General features: G+C 59.4%; 17 protein-coding genes and 2 pseudogenes. 14 read left to right on the forward strand and 5 right to left on the reverse strand.

Annotated elements, in window-relative coordinates; translation table 11 throughout:
- Positions 1-89: 89 nt before the first annotated feature.
- The 6 genes and pseudogenes from ACXPVS_RS21370 to ACXPVS_RS21395 form a co-directional block, all read left to right on the forward strand.
- Positions 90-388, forward strand: a pseudogene (locus ACXPVS_RS21370) (arabinose ABC transporter substrate-binding protein); the annotation flags it as partial.
- A gap of 98 nt (positions 389-486) precedes the next feature.
- Positions 487-699, forward strand: a complete 213-nt coding sequence (locus ACXPVS_RS21375) for a hypothetical protein (protein ID WP_458511772.1) — start codon at positions 487-489, stop codon at positions 697-699.
- A gap of 121 nt (positions 700-820) precedes the next feature.
- Complete coding sequence (locus ACXPVS_RS21380; protein ID WP_458511702.1) at positions 821-1,534, forward strand: GntR family transcriptional regulator; 714 nt, start codon at positions 821-823, stop codon at positions 1,532-1,534.
- Complete coding sequence (locus ACXPVS_RS21385) at positions 1,531-2,529, forward strand: ADP-ribosylglycohydrolase family protein (protein ID WP_458511703.1); 999 nt, start codon at positions 1,531-1,533, stop codon at positions 2,527-2,529. Before ACXPVS_RS21380 ends, ACXPVS_RS21385 begins: the two co-directional genes overlap by 4 nt.
- A 70-nt stretch (positions 2,530-2,599) precedes the next feature.
- Complete coding sequence (locus ACXPVS_RS21390) at positions 2,600-4,066, forward strand: purine-cytosine permease family protein (protein ID WP_458511704.1); 1,467 nt, start codon at positions 2,600-2,602, stop codon at positions 4,064-4,066.
- Complete coding sequence (locus ACXPVS_RS21395; RefSeq protein ID WP_458511705.1) at positions 4,059-4,988, forward strand: PfkB family carbohydrate kinase; 930 nt, start codon at positions 4,059-4,061, stop codon at positions 4,986-4,988. Before ACXPVS_RS21390 ends, ACXPVS_RS21395 begins: the two co-directional genes overlap by 8 nt.
- Before the next feature lie 44 nt (positions 4,989-5,032).
- On the opposite strand, the gene ACXPVS_RS21400 is transcribed toward ACXPVS_RS21395, so the two are convergent.
- The 3 genes and pseudogenes from ACXPVS_RS21400 to ACXPVS_RS21410 form a co-directional block, all read right to left on the reverse strand.
- Entirely contained in the window at positions 5,033-5,287 is a 255-nt protein-coding gene (locus ACXPVS_RS21400; RefSeq protein ID WP_458511706.1) for a hypothetical protein, read from the reverse strand.
- Positions 5,288-5,372: 85 nt separating this feature from the next.
- A pseudogene (locus ACXPVS_RS21405) lies at positions 5,373-5,681 on the reverse strand (MFS transporter); the annotation flags it as partial.
- 214 nt (positions 5,682-5,895) lie between these two features.
- Positions 5,896-6,549: an HD domain-containing protein gene (locus tag ACXPVS_RS21410; RefSeq protein WP_458511707.1), complete on the reverse strand. Its 654-nt coding sequence runs from the start codon at positions 6,547-6,549 to the stop codon at positions 5,896-5,898.
- Between the two features lie 128 nt (positions 6,550-6,677).
- Here ACXPVS_RS21410 and ACXPVS_RS21415 point away from each other — a divergent pair, with 128 nt between their 5' ends.
- From ACXPVS_RS21415 to ACXPVS_RS21440, 6 genes are all read left to right on the forward strand, one after another.
- Positions 6,678-7,157, forward strand: a complete 480-nt coding sequence (locus tag ACXPVS_RS21415; RefSeq protein WP_458511708.1) for an N-acetyltransferase family protein — start codon at positions 6,678-6,680, stop codon at positions 7,155-7,157.
- Between the two features lie 125 nt (positions 7,158-7,282).
- Positions 7,283-8,275 carry a 2-dehydro-3-deoxygalactonokinase gene (locus ACXPVS_RS21420; protein WP_458511709.1) on the forward strand — a complete coding sequence of 331 codons (993 nt, stop codon included), beginning with the start codon at positions 7,283-7,285 and terminating at the stop codon, positions 8,273-8,275.
- 19 nt (positions 8,276-8,294) lie between these two features.
- Positions 8,295-8,915, forward strand: coding sequence for a 2-dehydro-3-deoxy-6-phosphogalactonate aldolase (locus ACXPVS_RS21425; RefSeq protein WP_458511710.1), 621 nt, complete (start codon positions 8,295-8,297; stop codon positions 8,913-8,915).
- 63 nt (positions 8,916-8,978) lie between these two features.
- Entirely contained in the window at positions 8,979-10,127 is a 1,149-nt protein-coding gene (dgoD, locus tag ACXPVS_RS21430) for a galactonate dehydratase (protein WP_008152275.1), read from the forward strand.
- 91 nt (positions 10,128-10,218) lie between these two features.
- Positions 10,219-11,529 carry an MFS transporter gene (locus tag ACXPVS_RS21435; protein ID WP_458511711.1) on the forward strand — a complete coding sequence of 437 codons (1,311 nt, stop codon included), beginning with the start codon at positions 10,219-10,221 and terminating at the stop codon, positions 11,527-11,529.
- Positions 11,530-11,589: 60 nt separating this feature from the next.
- The gene (locus ACXPVS_RS21440; RefSeq protein ID WP_458511712.1) at positions 11,590-12,393 is read left to right on the forward strand and encodes an IclR family transcriptional regulator; all 804 of its coding nucleotides are present in this window, start codon (positions 11,590-11,592) and stop codon (positions 12,391-12,393) included.
- Here ACXPVS_RS21440 and ACXPVS_RS21445 read toward each other — a convergent pair whose 3' ends face one another.
- Complete coding sequence (locus tag ACXPVS_RS21445) at positions 12,394-13,446, reverse strand: NAD(P)-dependent alcohol dehydrogenase (protein WP_458511713.1); 1,053 nt, start codon at positions 13,444-13,446, stop codon at positions 12,394-12,396. It abuts the gene before it with no gap.
- Positions 13,447-13,636: 190 nt separating this feature from the next.
- Here ACXPVS_RS21445 and ACXPVS_RS21450 point away from each other — a divergent pair, with 190 nt between their 5' ends.
- Entirely contained in the window at positions 13,637-14,527 is an 891-nt protein-coding gene (locus ACXPVS_RS21450; protein WP_458511714.1) for an AraC family transcriptional regulator N-terminal domain-containing protein, read from the forward strand.
- A 51-nt stretch (positions 14,528-14,578) separates the two neighbouring features.
- Here ACXPVS_RS21450 and ACXPVS_RS21455 read toward each other — a convergent pair whose 3' ends face one another.
- The gene (locus ACXPVS_RS21455) at positions 14,579-16,243 is read right to left on the reverse strand and encodes an electron transfer flavoprotein-ubiquinone oxidoreductase (RefSeq protein ID WP_458511715.1); all 1,665 of its coding nucleotides are present in this window, start codon (positions 16,241-16,243) and stop codon (positions 14,579-14,581) included.
- Positions 16,244-16,791: 548 nt separating this feature from the next.
- Between ACXPVS_RS21455 and ACXPVS_RS21460 the strand changes: the two genes are divergently transcribed.
- Positions 16,792-17,541 (forward strand): electron transfer flavoprotein subunit beta/FixA family protein, encoded by a 750-nt coding sequence (locus tag ACXPVS_RS21460; protein ID WP_458511716.1) that lies wholly within the window; start codon positions 16,792-16,794, stop codon positions 17,539-17,541.
- The last annotated feature ends 2 nt before the right edge of the window (positions 17,542-17,543 follow it).

The following is a 17,543-nucleotide window of genomic DNA, read 5'->3' on the forward strand; positions in this document are numbered from 1 at the left end:
GCTATCCGAAAAACGCGATGTCTTCACTTAAAATTTCCTTGATCCGATTAGGAGAAAATTCTACTTCCGACGAGTACTTTTTTCAGGGGGGATTACCCAAAGACCCCATTCCGTTCTCGGCGCTGAAAACCCTCGACGTACCCGGCAGTATGGACGCCACCCACTCGGCATTGGTATCAACGGCACCGATGCCATCGGCGAATTGAAGAAAGCCAACAGCGGCTTCTTCGGCTCGATGCTGCCGAGCCCGCACATCGAGGGCTACAACACCGCCAGCATGATGTACGAGTAGGTCACCACCGGCAAAGAACCGCCGAAGTACACTGCGATGGACGACGTAACGCTGATCACTCGCGAGAACTTCAAGCAGGAACTGGAAAAGCTCGGCGAGCAGGCACGGGTCTTCAAGTCCACCGCCGACAGTATCGGCAGTGGCGTTGCAGTGATCCATCAAGAGTTGCACCGGGTCCCGGAAATGACCGTGGCATGGGGCATCTGCCGGCCAGTTTCGGCCTGATCGATCGCGGCGCCAAAGCCGAGATCTACCAGATCATCCTCAACCTGGCCGCCAGCGGCACCACGGTGTATTGCCTGGCGTCCGGGCACTTCGATTTGTCGGCGGGTTCGGTGATTGCCTGCGCCGTGCATGGTTTGATCTTGCTGTTGGCTGTCGTGATTGACCGCCTCAAACAACGCTAACCATCTCCTGCTAACTGATCGTTTCCAGGCTCTGCTTGGGAACGATCGTGTGTAACTCCTTCTGTCACTTCCCCTAAATATTCCTTGCTCGCCCCACCCCGTTTCGGTTATCACGTTGTACATGATTAGACAGGTACGATTTGACAAGAAACAACGGGTGGTCGATGAACTCATCCGGCGCATCGAAAGCGGCCTCATGGAGGACGGCTTTCTATTGCCGGGCGAGCATCAGTTGGCTCAAGAATTCAAAGTCAGCCGAGGCACGTTGCGCGAAGCCCTGGCTGAGTTGAAACGGCGCAACTACATCGCGACGCAAAGCGGGGTGGGGTCCATCGTCACCTTCGACGGCGTGGTGCTCGATCAACGCAACGGCTGGGCCCAGGCCCTGGCCGACAGCGGTGCCCTGATCAATACCGAAGTGCTGCGACTGGAGGCGGTCACCCGTCCTGATCTGTTGCCGCGTTTCGGCACCGACCAATTCATCACCCTCGACCGTCGCCGCCGTTCCAGCGAAGGCAAGCTGGTCTCCCTTGAACGCTCATTAATGCCCGCCACCGGAGGCCTGGAAAGCCTGCCGCGGGTCGGCCTGATCGACAACTCCCTGACCATCACTCTGGCCGCCTACGGTTATATCGGCGAGCGCGGCGATCAATGGATCGGCGCCGAGCCCTTGAACGCCGAAGACGCCGAACTGCTCGGCCGTCCGGAAGGCACGGTTTTCCTCAAAGCCTTGCGCACCACCTACGACCGGAAAAACAGATTCATGGAGCAGGTCGAAAGCTTGCTCGACCCGGTACATTTTCGCCTGCACTTGCAGTTTGGAGAGCCAAAATGACCGCGCTCAATCGTGCATTGGGCGCGTTCTACGGACTGGCTCTGGGCGATGCGCTGGGCATGCCGACTCAATCGTTGAGCCGTGCCGAGATCAAGGTGCGCTTCGGCGAAATCACTGATCTGGAAGACGCAGGCCCCGATCAACCGATCGCCGCCAACATGCTCAAAGGCTCGATCACCGACGACACCGAACAGGCGATTCTGGTCGGCCAATTACTGGTTGAAGGCGGGGGGCGGATCGAGCCGTCGGTGCTCGCTCAACGGCTGATCGAATGGGAAGCCGCGATGCAGGCCAAGGGCTCGCAAGACTTGCTGGGCCCTTCGACCAAACGTGCCGTCGAGATGATCCTCGCCGGCCACTCGCCGGAAGAAGCAGGACGCTACGGCACCACCAATGGCGCGGCGATGCGCATAACGCCGGTCGCAATCGCGGCGAACGTCGCCCACCCTGAGCCATTCATCAACGCTGTCGTGCAGGCTTGCCAGGTCACCCACAACACTACGCTGGGCATCTCCAGCGCGGCGGCGGTGGCGGCGGTGGTCTCGGCCGGTATCAACGGCATGGACCTGGGCGAGGCGTTGAACCTCGGCCAGAAAATCGCTCAGCAAGCTGAAAGTCACGGCTACTGGGTGGCTGGCGGGCGCATCGCCTCGCGCATCAGTTGGGCGCGGACCCTCAGTGTCGACAGCGACAAGGCATTGCTGGCGGATTTGATGTACGACGTGATCGGCACTTCGGTGGCTTCACAGGAATCGGTGGTGGTCTCATTTGCCCTGGCCCAGCAAGTGGCCATTGGTGAAATGAACGCGTTCGAAGCGCTGTGCATGGCCGCGAGCCTTGGTGGCGACACTGATACCATCGCGGCGATTCTCGGCGCCATGCTCGGGGCCTGCCTGGGCCTTGAGAGTTGGCCGGTGGCGATGATCGACAAGGTCAAAACCGTTAACGATCTGGAGTTGGAACCGTTGGTAAAAGGGCTCCTCGCCCTGCGCTGAGACGCGCTCTGCCAACGCTCAACAATCTGTTTTGCCGACAACCACAACAAAGGCAACAGGAGCATTTCACATGAGTTCATCGAACGCCGGGCAAAGCGTCGGGCAACTGGAAACCCGTGGCATTGAGCCCGTGCCGGAAGCGGAGTGCAACGGTCATCCGCTGCAGCTGTTCTGGGTCTGGTTTGCTGCCAACATCTCCATCCTCGGCCTGCCGTTAGGGGCGACTCTTGTAGCTTTTCGCGGCTTGGCGATCTGGCAGGCGATCATCGTCGCGATCCTGGGTGCCGCCGGTTCCTTCGCGGTGGTCGGGATCATCTCCATTGCCGGTCGCCGTGGTCGCGCACCGAGCCTGACGTTGTCGCGAGCGATCTTCGGTGTGCGCGGCAACATCGGTCCGACACTGGTCTCGCTGATGTCGCGTCTGGGCTGGGAAACCGTCAACACCACCACCGCCGCGTTCGTATTGTTGTCGCTGTGCTCAATCCTGTTCGGCTCGCCGGTGGAAGCTAAAAGCGCACCTGTGCTGACGTTGATCTTCATTGCGATTTTCGTGCTGCTGACCCTGTCAGTGTCGGGTCTCGGTCACGCCACCTTGCTGGTAATCCAGAAGTGGGCAACCTACGTGTTCGGCGCGCTGAACATTCTGGTGGGCGGTTTCCTCTGCGCCACCATCGACTGGAGCGCGGTGTTCAATGCCACACCGGCACCGCTTAGCGCGATGATTATTGGCGTCGGCACCATGGCTGCCGGCACCGGGATTGGTTGGGCCAACGCCGGTGCCGACATGTCGCGCTACCAGCACCGCAGCGTCAAAGCCGTGCGTCTGGTGGCCTCGGCAGCGTTCGGTGCGGGGATTCCACTGGTGCTGCTGATCACCCTCGGCGGCTTGCTGTCAGTGGGCAACAATGACCTGGCTTCGGCCACTGACCCGATCATTGCCATCCGCAACATGCTGCCGACCTGGATGGCCGTGCCGTACCTGATCACCGCGTTCGGCGGGTTGCTGCTGTCAAACAACCTGTCGGTGTATTCCGCCGGATTAACCACGCTGACACTCGGTTTGAAGGTCAAGCGCGTTTACGCGGTGGTGGTGGACATCGTCGCGATCTTTGCCGGTTCGATCTATTTCATGCTGATCGCCGACAGTTTCTACGGCCCGTTCATTACCTTCATTTCGCTGCTGGCGGTGCCGATCACCGCGTGGGTCGGGATCTTCGTCGTCGACTTGATCCATCGTCATTACTACAGCCCCAACGATCTGCTGGACGTCAGCCCGAGCAGCGCTTACTGGTACAGCGGCGGTATCGAGTGGCGCGCCTTCGGTGCGTGGGCATTGGCGATCACGCTGGGCTTCAGCTTCACCACCATTGGTACGACCGAACAAACCGTCTGGTTCCGCGGTTTCCTGTCCGACTCCTGGCTGGGCCATAACGGCCTCGGCTGGATCGTGACGTTCCTGGTGGCTGGCGGGATCTACTTTGTACTGGGTGGCGCCAGGGATCGTCGCGCCGCGTTGGTTGAGAACGCTCATGCCTAGATTGCTGCACACCGGCCAGGTCATGATTGACCTGGTCATGGCCGTGAATAAACTGCCGCATTCGGGGGGCGACGTGCTGGCGCAGTCCGCCAGTTTCGAGGCTGGCGGCGGCTTCAATGTGATGGCTGCCGCCCAGCGCAATGGTCTGCCGGTGGTTTACCTCGGTCGCCACGGCACCGGCCGTTTCGGTGATCTTGCCCGTGAAGCGATGAAGGCTGAAGGCATTCGGATCGGCATCACTCACCGCGCCGAACGGGATACGGGATTGTGCGTCGCGTTGACCGAAGCGTCCGCCGAGCGCAGTTTCATTTCCTATATCGGTGCCGAAGGTGAGTTGACTGCCGAGGATTTGGCCAGCGTGCCGGCCGAGGCGGGTGACTATGTCTACGTCAGCGGCTACAGCCTGCTGCATGGCGGAAAAGCCCAGGCGCTGGTGGATTGGGTGCTGGATTTGCCGCGCGGCATCAACGTGGTGTTCGATCCGGGCCCGCTGGTGGATTCGCCGGATGAGCCGTTGATGCAAGCTTTGCTGGCGCGCATCGATCTGTGGACCAGCAACAGTGTCGAGGCGTTGAAGTTTACCGGTGCGTCGGACATTGCCGAGGCGTTGAACCGGTTGGCCGATCATCTGCCGACCGACGTCTTGATGGTGGTTCGTGACGGCCCGCAAGGGTGCTGGATCCACCAGCGCGGAGACCGCCAGCATGTGCCGGGTTTCAAGGTTGAGGCGCTGGACAGCAACGGCGCGGGTGATGCCCATGCCGGGGTATTTGTGGCCGGGTTGGCGCAAGGGCTGGTACCGATTGACGCGGCGCGGCGGGCTAATGCGGCGGCGGCGTTGGCGGTGACTCGGTGGGGGCCGGCAACTTCCCCGGGGACGGCTGAGGTGGATGAGTTAATCCGCCAGACGTTCGGTGCCTGATCGGCCGCTTTCGCGAGCACGCTCGCGAAAGGGCCCTCAGCTGCTTAAATATCCAGCTTGCGCGCCGCCTCAACCCCGGCGGCACTGAGTTTGATCGGCAAGTTCAACGAGTGCTCGCCGGCCTCGTTGCAGATCACATGACCATGCTGGATCAATCCACGATCCTGCAGCGTGGCAAGCGTGCTGGCCACGACTTTCTCCCCCCGGTAATTGTCCAGGACCTCTTTGCCTAAACCGCTTGGATGGGCATGCAGCAGACGGGTCAGGACTTCTTTCTCAAGGTTTATATCGGCGTTCATGGTTACCTCTTCATGGATGTGGATAGGTCCATTTAATTAGAGTCCTTACCTGATATTGGTCCACCCCCGATTTGGATTGGTGCCTGATGAGCGACGAACGGTCTAGGCCTGCTGCAGCGCTTTGCTGGTAACGGTTCGGCGCCAGGCCATTGATCACTGAATAGGTCAGTCCGTAACCGACCCCGAGCATCACCGCCGCCAGTACGTAGCTGAACCCGTCGTCGACCACAAAAGCAAACATCAGGATCGAGCCCATCATCAAGCCCGACAGCAGGCAGGACGCCCGGAACGGGTCGCGCTTGACCACGAAACCGGCGATCAGCATGCGGCTGCTGATCGCTGCGCCCATGAAGCCGAGGAAGAACAATGAATAGTCGAGTGAACACGCGGCCGCGGGTACCGATCAACAGCGACAGCAAAAAGGTCGAACCATAAGACAGCGACAGCAAATAGCTGGCCAGGCAAAACAGGCCGAACAACCTGCTGGAGACTTGGGGTGTTGCGCTAGGCATGACGCGGTTCCTTGACCCGATAGAAGAGAGCTTCATCTATCTATCACTCAAGGCGTCGATGTCAGGTCTGTGGTTATCGATTTCAGGGTTAGTGGTTTAGAAGACGCCTATTTCTTCCTTGAACAGCTCCATGAAGCCCTTCAGGCGCTCGTGACGAATCTGCGCCAGACGCTGTCCGGTGGTCGTCTGGAATCCGTCCGCCAAGTGCAGCAGTTTGGTCTGGAAATGGTCGAGGCAAAAACGATTGTCATCGTATTCTCGTGCCTTCGCCTCAGGATCTTGCGGGTCGTACAACGCGCTGCCCATACGTCCGGCGACGTAAAAGGTTCGCGCCACGCCGAGCATGCCAAGGGAGTCGAGACGGTCGGCGTCCTGCATGATGTTGGCTTCGAGCGTGGCCGGCGCGATGTTGGCGGAAAAACTGTGTGCTTCGATGGCATGGGCAACCGCGCTGACTTTTGCGTCTGGCCAGGCCATGTCCGCCAACATGATCGATGCCTTTTTGGCAGCCAGTCGCGACGCCTGAGAACGCAGCGGTGAGTTCTTCTCTACCGCCACGCAATCGTGCAACAGCACTGCCGCCAGCAGCACCTCAAGATCGCCACCTTCTTCAGCGTGAAGCGTACGCACGTTGTGCCACACCCGCTGCAAGTGCGACAGATCATGGGCGCCGTCCTCTGAGGGTTCCAGCGCGTGGGGCAGCAGTTGCGCAGCGAGGAGTTGCAGTGGTGCGAAAGCATCAATGTTCATAAACATCCTGTTAAGTGAAGACGTCTTTTGCAGCGACATGCTCCATGGATCCGCTTTGAATTTCCAGTGTGACGAGCGCCGCTTGCCACCTTAGTATGGCGTTTTCCACTTTTGACGAAGGCACGTCCATGACGATCGAGATCCGCCCGGCGACCCCGAGCGATGCACCGCAAATCCTCGGGTTCATCACCGAACTGGCCGACTACGAACGTGCCCGCCACGAAGTCATCGCCAGCGTCGCCGACATCGAGCGCAGCCTGTTCAGCGAAGGCGCCACTGCCCACGGCCTGATCTGTTTGCGCGACGGCTCGCCAATCGGCTTCGCAGTATTTTTCTTCAGCTACTCCACGTGGCTCGGCAGCAACTGCCTGTACCTCGAAGACCTCTACATCACCCCCGAACAACGTGGCGGCGGGGCGGGCAAAACCTTGCTGCGCCACTTGGCGAAAATCGCCTGTGCCAATGATTGCGGTCGATTTGAGTGGAGCGTGCTGGACTGGAACAAACCGGCGATCGAGTTCTACAAGTCGTTGGGCGCGCAGCCGCAGGAAGAGTGGGTGCGGTATCGGATGGATGGGGCGGTGTTGCGGGAGTTTGCCGAGGGCTAGATCGCAACCGGTGTCTGCTAAAGATCGTCCCATTATGTGGGAGTGATATTTATATATTGAGATTTCCCTGCGTCCGGGTTTATAGTCCAGCTCACTCACTGCCAATAAACAAAACAGGTGAAGCGATGCTGGCGCAATTGATCGCGCTCGATTGGGGGACAACCTCATTACGTGCTTACAAACTCGCCGCGGGTGGCCAGGTGCTCGAACAGCGTTCGCTGTCGTCGGGGATCATGCAACTGCCCACGACGCCGCGAATGATCGCGGGTCAGGAATGTGCCGACGGTTTTGAACTGGCCTTCGATGAGGCCTGCGGTGACTGGCTCGACGCGCAGCCAGATTTGCCGGTGATTGCTTGCGGCATGGTCGGCAGCGCACAAGGCTGGCGTGAAGCGGCTTACCGCGATACGCCAGCGAACGTCGGCAATCTCGGAACTTCCCTACAAACGGTTCGCAGTCTTCGCGGTGTCGATGTGCACATCGTGCCGGGCGTGATTCAACGTTCGCGCCTGCCGAACGTGATGCGTGGTGAAGAAACCCAGGTGCTCGGCGTGCTGCAGAGTCTACCGGCCGAGGCGGGCAATGATCTGTTGATCGGCTTGCCGGGCAGTCATTCGAAATGGGTGGAAGTGGCCGACGGCTGCATTGTGCATTTCGATACCTTCATGACCGGCGAAGTCTTCGCCGTGCTCAGTGAGCACAGCATTCTGGGGCGTACTCAGCAAAAGGGCGCGTCTTTCGATGGTCACGCCTTTGATCGTGGTGTGCAGGTGGCGCTGTCGGCGGAGGGCGAGATCGGGCCGCTGTCGACAGTGTTCAGTGCCCGCAGCCTCGGGTTGACCGGCGAACTCAGCGCCACCGCTCAACCGGATTACTTGTCCGGCTTGTTGATCGGCCATGAGCTGTCGGCGCTGGCCAGCGTGCAGCGACGCCGACGCAACAGCGTTCATCTGCCTTCGATCATCCTCATCGGTAATGCCCAACTCTGTGCCCGCTACAGCCGAGCCCTAGACGCCTGTGGTTTTGCCCGGGTGGCCCAGGCCGAACAAGCCACCGAACGCGGCTTGTGGCAGCTGGCGATTGCCGCCGGACTGATCGCACCACACTCATTCCGTTAAACCTGACTGGAGGTCTGACATGCTCAAGCAAGCATTGGCGCAAAACGGTCTGATCGCGATTTTGCGTGGCCTGCGCCCGCAAGAAGCGGCAGCCATCGGCGAAGTCCTTTACGCCGCCGGATTTCGCGTCATCGAAGTGCCGCTCAATTCCCCTGAACCGTACGAAAGCATCCGCATCCTGCGCAGTACCTTGCCCGCCGATTGCCTGATCGGTGCTGGCACAGTGTTGACGCCGGAGCAGGTCGAGCAAGTGAGAGCGGCGGGCGGCCAAGTGATCGTCATGCCGCACAGCGATGCCAAGGTGTTACGTGCAGCGAAAGCGGCGGGGTTGTTCCTGTCGCCGGGTGTGGCGACGCCGACTGAAGCCTTTGCGGCATTGGCCGAAGGGGCGGACGTACTGAAAATGTTCCCGGCCGAGCAGATGGGCCCCGCAGTCGTCAAAGCCTGGCTCGCGGTGCTGCCCGCGGGAACGATTTTGGCGCCGGTCGGCGGGATCACGCCGGACAACATGCAGGTGTTTATCGACGCGGGCGTCAAAGGTTTCGGCTTGGGTTCCGGCTTGTTCAAACCGGGCATGACGCCAGAGGAAGTGGCGGGAAACGCCAAGGCGTATGTCGCTGCATGGAACGCTCTGCGTTAAGACTTTTTGGCGCTGCGAGCGCTGCATCTAACAAGAGCTGCACCTACAAAAAGAGAGTACGAGATGAAAATCACTAAGCTGACCACCTTCATCGTTCCGCCGCGCTGGTGCTTCCTCAAGGTCGAAACCGACGAGGGCGTGACCGGCTGGGGCGAACCTGTAGTCGAAGGCCGCGCTCACACCGTTGCTGCCGCCGTTGAAGAATTGTCCGACTACCTGATCGGCAAAGACCCACGCAACATCGAAGACATCTGGACCGTGCTTTACCGGGGCGGCTTCTACCGGGGCGGCGCAATCCACATGAGCGCGCTGGCCGGTATCGATCAGGCGTTGTGGGACATCAAGGGTAAGGCCCTGGGTGTGTCGGTCAGTGATCTGCTCGGTGGGCAGGTGCGGGACAAGATTCGCGTCTATTCGTGGATCGGCGGCGACCGGCCGGCGGACACCGCTCGCGCTGCGAAAGAGGCCGTCGAGCGTGGTTTCACGGCGGTGAAAATGAACGGCACCGAAGAGCTGCAATTCCTCGATTCCTTCGAGAAAGTCGACCTGGCCCTGGCCAACGTCGCCGCCGTGCGCGATGCGGTGGGCCCGAACGTCGGCATCGGCGTGGACTTCCATGGCCGGGTGCACAAGCCCATGGCCAAGGTGCTGATGAAGGAACTTGATCCTTACAAGCTGATGTTCATTGAAGAGCCGGTACTCAGCGAAAACTACGAAGCGCTGAAAGAATTGGCGCCACTGACCAGCACCCCGATTGCCCTCGGTGAGCGCTTGTTCTCGCGCTGGGATTTCAAGCGTGTGCTCAGCGAAGGTTACGTCGACATCATCCAGCCGGACGCGTCTCACGCCGGTGGTATCACCGAAACCCGCAAGATCGCCAACATGGCCGAAGCCTACGACGTGGCGCTGGCGCTGCATTGCCCGTTGGGCCCGATAGCACTGGCGGCGTGCTTGCAGCTGGATGCGGTTTGCTACAACGCGTTCATCCAGGAACAGAGCCTGGGCATTCATTACAACGAGAGCAATGACCTGCTGGATTACGTCAAGGACCCGCGGGTGTTCGACTACGACAAAGGCTTCGTGAAAATCCCGAATGGCCCGGGCCTGGGGATCGAAATCAACGAGGAATACGTCATCGAACGTGCGGCAGTCGGCCATCGCTGGCGCAACCCGATCTGGCGCCATGCCGATGGCAGCTTTGCTGAGTGGTGATGCCCGCGCGGTGATCGACAAGATTGTTCCCACTGCGCGTGGGAACGATCAAAACCTACGACCTCAATAAACATAAGAAGAGGCATACCCCATGCAACCGCAAACCCTCACGGGGCAGGCGTCGTTGGTGACGCCCAGTCGCAAGCGTTTTTTCATCATGGTGCTGCTGTTTATCACCGTAGTGATCAACTACCTGGACCGCAGCAACCTGTCCATCGCCGCCCCGGCACTCACCAGCGAACTGGGCATCGATCCTATTCACGTCGGGCTGATTTTCTCCGCATTTGGCTGGACTTACGCCGCCATGCAAATCCCCGGCGGTTGGCTGGTAGATCGGGTGCCGCCGCGGATTCTTTATAGCGTCGCATTGCTGCTGTGGTCGATCGCTACCATCATGCTCGGCTTCGCCGCCAGCTTCATCGCACTGTTCGTATTGCGCATGGCAGTCGGTGCACTGGAAGCACCGGCGTACCCGATCAACAGCCGTGTGGTCACTACCTGGTTCCCCGAGCGCGAACGCGCTACCGCCATTGGTTTCTATACGTCCGGGCAGTTCGTCGGTCTGGCGTTCCTGACACCGGTATTGGCCTGGCTGCAGCATCAATATGGCTGGCACATGGTGTTTGTCAGCACCGGTGCAGTGGGTGTTCTTTGGGCGGTGATCTGGTACGCGGTGTACCGCGAACCTAGGGATTTCAAAGGCACAAATGACGCCGAAATCGAGCTGATCCGCGAAGGTGGCGGGCTGGTGGATATCCAGGCTGAACAAGCCAAAGTCAAAGCCAAATTCAGCTGGACCGACCTCGGCATCGTTCTGACCAAACGCAAATTGTGGGGTATCTACCTCGGCCAGTTCTGCCTCAACTCGACGTTGTGGTTTTTTCTGACATGGTTCCCGACCTACCTGGTGAAGTATCGCGGTATGGACTTCATCAAGTCCGGCCTGTTGGCGTCGCTGCCGTTTCTCGCCGCCTTCGTCGGTGTGCTCTGTTCGGGGTTCTTCTCTGACTGGCTGATCCGCCGCGGCTACACCGTGGGTTTCGCTCGCAAGTTGCCGATCATTGGCGGCCTGCTGATTTCCACTTCGATCATCGGCGCCAACTTCGTCGAGTCGACACCGCTGGTGATCGCCTTCCTCGCGTTGGCGTTCTTCGGTAACGGGCTGGCTTCGATCACCTGGTCGCTGGTTTCAACGTTGGCCCCGGCGCGATTGCTCGGGTTGACCGGTGGGGTGTTCAACTTCATCGGCAACCTGTCGGCGATTACCACGCCGATCGTCATCGGTTTCCTCGCGACCGGTGATTCGTTCGCTCCCGCGATCACCTATATCTCGGTTCTGGCGTTGATTGGCGCGCTTTCCTACATCTTGCTGGTAGGTAAAGTCGAGCGTATCAAGTTGTAGTTGCAGCATTCGGGCGACCATAATGCCGCCCGTTCACTCGCTCAACGGTTAAGGCTGGATATGCAGGAAGATGCCCCAAAAATCGCCAAGGACGCCGCACCGACCGGCACCCAGACACTGCTTCGTGGTTTGGGTGTGGTTCAGGCCGTGGCCAATGGCGCCCGCGATCTCAAGGAAATCGCCCGCCTGATCGGCACGACACGCAGCACCACCCATCGTCTGGCCAGTTGTCTGGTGGACGAGCGTTATCTGCGGGTGGTGCCGCAAGTCGGTTATTTGTTGGGGCCGAAGCTGATCGAGCTGGGCTTCCAGGCGCGTGAAGAATTGCCGCTGGTCACATTGGCCGGACCGTATCTGGATGAGTTGTCGGTGTTGACGGGTGACACCATTCACCTGGCGATTCGTGAAGGCGACGAAGTGCTGTACCTGCACAAGAATCCGGGACGCAATGGCCCGGAAATGCGTTCGCGGGTTGGCCATCGCATGCCGTTGGCGCGCACCGGGATCGGCAAGGCGCTGATGCTCGATGACACGCAACAAGAGTGGCAGCGGCTGTACGAAGTCAGCTTGCCGGCGGGTGGTAAAAGCCAGTTTTGGCCGCAGCACCCGGAACAGTCCTGGGTGCAGTTTCAGCAGCGGATGGTCGAGTATGTGGCGGGCGGTTATGCGTTCGATCTGGAAGATAACGAACCGTCGATCCGCTGTGTGGCGGCGCCGATCCGTGATGCCAGCAAGCGCATCGTTGCCGGCATCAGCATCGCCAGCACCGTGCCATATATGCCGCTGGAGAAAATGGCCGAGCTGATTCCCCTGATCAAAGGGGTCACGGCTCGGCTTTCGGCGGAGCTTGGCGCGAAGGTCTGATTAGACTTTCAGTGTCGCCATATCGATCACGAAACGGTACTTCACGTCACCGGCGATCATGCGGGCGAAAGCCTCGTTGATCTGGTGGATGTCGAGCATTTCGATGTCGCAGGTGATGTTGTGCTCGGCGCAGAAATCCAGCACTTCCTGGGTTTCAGCGATGCCGCCGATCAGCGAGCCGGCCAGCACACGACGGCCCAATACCAGTTTGGCGGCGTGCACCGGTGGATCGACCGGTTCGATCAAACCCACCAGAATGTGCACGCCGTCGAAACGTAGCGTATCGAGGTAGGGGTTGAGGTCGTGTTGCACCGGAATAGTGTCCAGCAGGAAGTCGAAATGTCCTGCGGCGGCCTTCATCTGTTCGGCATCGGTGGACACGATCACGTGGTCAGCCCCTTGGCGACGACCTTCTTCAGCCTTGCTCGCCGAGCGGGTGAATAACGTGACTTGCGCGCCCATCGCCTTGGCGAACTTGATGCCCATGTGGCCGAGGCCGCCCATGCCGAGAATCCCGACCTTGTCGCCGGCCTTCACGCCGTAGTGCTTGAGCGGTGAATAGGTGGTGATGCCGGCACAGAGGATTGGCGCGGCGCTGGCCAGGTCAAGTTTCTCGGGGATGCGCACCACGAAGTGCTCGCTGACCACGATGCTGTCGGAATAGCCGCCCATGGTGTTGCTGCCGTCGACTCGGTCCGGGGTGGCGTAAGTCATGGTCGGACCTTCGAGGCAATATTGCTCGAGGTCGGACTGACAGGCTTCGCAGCTGCGGCAGGAGTCGACCATACAGCCGACGCCGACCAGATCGCCGATTTTGTGTTTCGTGACGTTCGCACCAATGGCGGTAACTTTACCTACGATCTCGTGGCCGGGCATCAGTGGGTAAACGGCAATGCCCCACTCGTTGCGTGCCTGATGGATGTCGGAATGGCAGACGCCGCAGTAGAGAATATCGATCGCAACGTCGTCAGCACGTGGGCTGCGACGCTCGAATTTTACGGGGGCGAGGGGAGTGGTGGCCGACTGGGCGGCGTATCCGATGGCGGTGTACATGATGAACCTCGCAAAAGCTGTGACGGGTGAGGTGGAGCATTCTGGGCGCCGCACCGTCGACCGGCCATGGCGATTCCTCCGGGTGTCATGCCTAATCCTCCGACATCAGCCTTCAATGGGTCGCATTGGCCATCAGACCTGCGATGATGCTGTCATCCCTCTTTCCGCGACTTTTTTGTGAAGAATTCTCATGCTGCTGACCCGTCATCTGGATGCCAATGCCACGCTGGTTTCGCTGATTCAGCCTTTGACTAATCGCGATGGTTTCGCGCCCACGGCGTTGCCGGGGGTGCAGGTGTTACGGGCCAGTTGTGATGTGGCTCGCGGCCCGCAGATTTACGAGCCGAGTCTGGTCATCATCGCCCAGGGCAGCAAGTTGGCGTATCTGGGGCCGCGTGCGCTGGAGTACGGCGCCGGGCACTATTTGATTCAGGCATTGCCGGTGCCGTTCGAATGCGAGACGTTTTCAGCGCCCGATGGCCCGATGCTGGGCGTTTCCATCGCCATCGACCGGGTGTTGCTCGGTGAGTTGGTCTTGGCCATGGGGCTGGCGCCGGGGCGTAGTATTGCGGCGCAAACGCCAGAGTCCATGACCTCAGCGGTGCTCGACGATGCGATGCGTGGTTGTGTTGAACGGTTGCTGCGTTGCCTGCACGATCCGCTGGAATGCCAGGTTATGGGGCAGGCGCGATTACGTGAGTTGCTGTTCGTCGCCTTGCGCGGGCCGCAAGCCGATGTGCTGCGGGCGTTGGTCGAGCAACAGGGACAATTCGCCCGGATCGCGGCGTCGCTCAGCCATCTGCATGCGCATTACACCGAGCCGCTGAACGTCGAAACCCTGGCCAGTTGCGCGAACATGAGTGCGTCGACCTTTCATGAACATTTCAAACGCAGCACGTTGTTGTCGCCCGTGCAGTACTTGAAGCGCTTGCGCTTGCTCAAGGCGCAGACGTTGCTGGTGGCCGAAGGTTTGGGCGTGGCGCAGGTGGCGCATCGGGTCGGGTATCAAAGTACGTCGCAGTTCAGTCGCGAGTACAAGCGCTACTTCGAGCGTAATCCCGGTGATGAGCGCGCTGCCTGACAGACAACAAAAAGGCCCCCGTTCGGGAGCCTTGATGTTCAGGCGTTCAACTTACATGTTCGGGTAAGTCGGGCCGCCAGAGCCTTCCGGCGCTACCCAGGTGATGTTCTGTGCAGGGTCCTTGATGTCACAGGTCTTGCAGTGAACGCAGTTTTGGGCGTTGATCTGGAAGCGCTTCTCGCCGTCTTCCTTCGTCACCACTTCGTACACGCCGGCCGGGCAGTAGCGCTGGGCAGGCTCATCGTACAGCGGCAGGTTCTTGGCGATCGGGATGCTCGGATCGGTCAACTTCAAGTGGCACGGCTGCTCTTCTTCATGGTTGGTACCGGAGATGAACACCGAGCTGAGTTTGTCGAAGCTGATCTTGCCGTCCGGTTTCGGATAGTCGATCTTCTTGCAGTCGGCCGCGAGCTTGAGGCAAGCGTAATCCGGTTTGGTGTCGTGCAAGGTGAACGGTAGTTTGCCGCCGAGGATATTCTGGTCGAACCAGTTGAAACCTGCACCGATGATCGGACCGAGTTTGTGCATTGCCGGGCCGAAGTTTCGGGTGGCGAACAATTCGTCGTACAGCCAACTGCTTTTGAAGTTGTCGACGTAGTTGGTCAGCTCGTCGCCGCCTTCGGAGTCAGCGAACAGGCGATCAGCCACCGCGTCGGCCGCGAGCATGCCGGACTTCATCGCCGTGTGGCTGCCCTTGATCTTGGCCACGTTCATAGTGCCCAGGTCGCAGCCGATCAGCGCCCCGCCTTTGAATACCATCTTCGGCAACGAGTTGATGCCACCTTTGGCCAAGGCGCGGGCACCATAGCTGATGCGCTTGCCACCTTCCAGATATTGCTTGAGTACAGGGTGGTGCTTGAGGCGCTGGAATTCATCGAATGGCGACAGGAAAGTATTGCTGTAGGACAGATCGACGATCAGGCCGACCACCACTTGGTTGTTTTCCAAATGATAGAGGAACGAGCCGCCGGTGTTCTCGTTGCTCATGATGTCCAGCGGCCAGCCGGCGGTGTGCACCACAAGACCTGGCTGATGTTTGGCCGGATCGATTTCCCAGATTTCTTTCAGGCCAATGCCGTAATGCTGGGCGTCCGCATCGCTGGCCAGGTTGAAGCGCTGGATCAGTTGTTTGCCGATGTGCCCACGGCAACCTTCGGCGAACAGCGTGTATTTACCACGCAGTTCCATGCCTGGGGTGTACAGGCCTTCTTTTGGATGACCTTCGCGGTCAACGCCTAAATCACCGGTGATGATCCCGCGAACTACGCCGTTCTCATCAAACAGTGCTTCCTGGGCGGCGAAGCCCGGGTAGATTTCCACGCCCAGGTTTTCGGCCTGTTGGGCGAGCCAGCGGCACAGGTTACCCAGGGAAATGATGTAGTTACCTTCGTTGTGCATGGTCTTGGGCACAAAGAAGTCAGGCACCTTAGTGGCGGTCTCTGCGCTTCGCAGCACATAAATGTCATCGCGCACGACCGGCGTATTCAGCGGGGCGCCGAGTTCTTTCCAGTCAGGGAACAATTCGTTCAGGGCGCGTGGTTCGAACACGGCGCCGGACAGGATATGAGCACCGACTTCGGAGCCTTTTTCGACCACGCAGACGCTGATTTCCTTACCGGCTTCGGCGGCCTTCTGCTTCAAGCGGCAGGCGGCGGAAAGACCCGCGGGGCCGGCACCGACGATGACCACGTCGAATTCCATGTATTCGCGTTCCACAGGTTATCTCCTACTCAAGGCTCAACAGTTTTTTTCTAATTGGAGGTTTGGTGTCGCATCCATGAATTCCTGCGCAATGCAGGAAGAGGACAATCGATGAGCCACCTTTCTCTCTAAGGTGGCGCATTATATCTACACCACTCCTAGCGTCCAATACAAACGTTTGTTTGAATCGGCTCAAAGCCAGAGAAATCAAAGTCACGCGGCTTATGACTGGCCATTTTGCCGTATTGACCGGAATAGGTGTTCCGGTCAATATACGGTCGGTTTTGCGCTCGCCGTAGGCTGACTGTTGGTTTCAAGAGCACCTCTAAAGACAGGGCGATGGCAGTAAAAGGTGATGCGTAGCGCAGGTTCTGGCGCGCAGTTTACACGCCGCGATAATGAATGACTCGTCAGTCACCGCTGACGAACGGTCATCTTCATCGTGAGCGCTTGTCACTTGATACCTTTGCCAGCGTTTTTAGAGGTGCCCTTGCGCCGATGAGCATCAAACCGCCAGGTTCGCCTAGGCGACTTTCTTTTCACCGGAGAGTAACGAGGAATCCATGAAGGTTCTTGTAGCTGTCAAACGCGTTGTGGATTACAACGTCAAGGTTCGCGTCAAGGCGGACAATTCCGGCGTCGACCTCGCCAACGTCAAGATGTCGATGAACCCGTTCTGCGAAATCGCAGTGGAAGAAGCCGTACGCCTGAAAGAGAAAGGTGTTGCGACTGAAATCGTCGTCGTCTCCATCGGCCCGGCCGCCGCTCAAGAGCAACTGCGCACCGCGCTGGCTCTGGGTGCCGACCGCGCCATCCTCGTCGAATCGGCTGAAGACCTGACTTCGCTGGCCGTTGCCAAGCTGCTCAAGGCTGTTGTCGACAAGGAACAGCCTCAGTTGGTGATCCTTGGCAAACAAGCCATCGACAGCGACAACAACCAGACTGGCCAGATGCTCGCGGCATTGAGCGGCTACGGTCAGGGTACGTTCGCGTCTAAAGTCGACATCAGCGGCGACACGGTTGCCGTGACTCGCGAAGTCGACGGCGGCGCGCAGACGGTTTCCCTGAAACTGCCGGCCATTGTCACCACCGACCTGCGTTTGAACGAGCCGCGCTACGCGTCCCTGCCAAACATCATGAAAGCCAAGAAGAAGCCTCTCGAAGTGCTGACTCCGGACGCTTTGGGCGTTTCCACCGCCTCCACCAACAAGACTGTGAAAGTCGAAGCGCCAGCTGCACGCAGCGCGGGTATCAAGGTCAAGTCGGTGGCTGAACTGGTCGAGAAACTGAAAAACGAAGCGAAGGTAATCTAATC

Source organism: Pseudomonas sp. Ma2-10 (assembly GCF_054330215.1).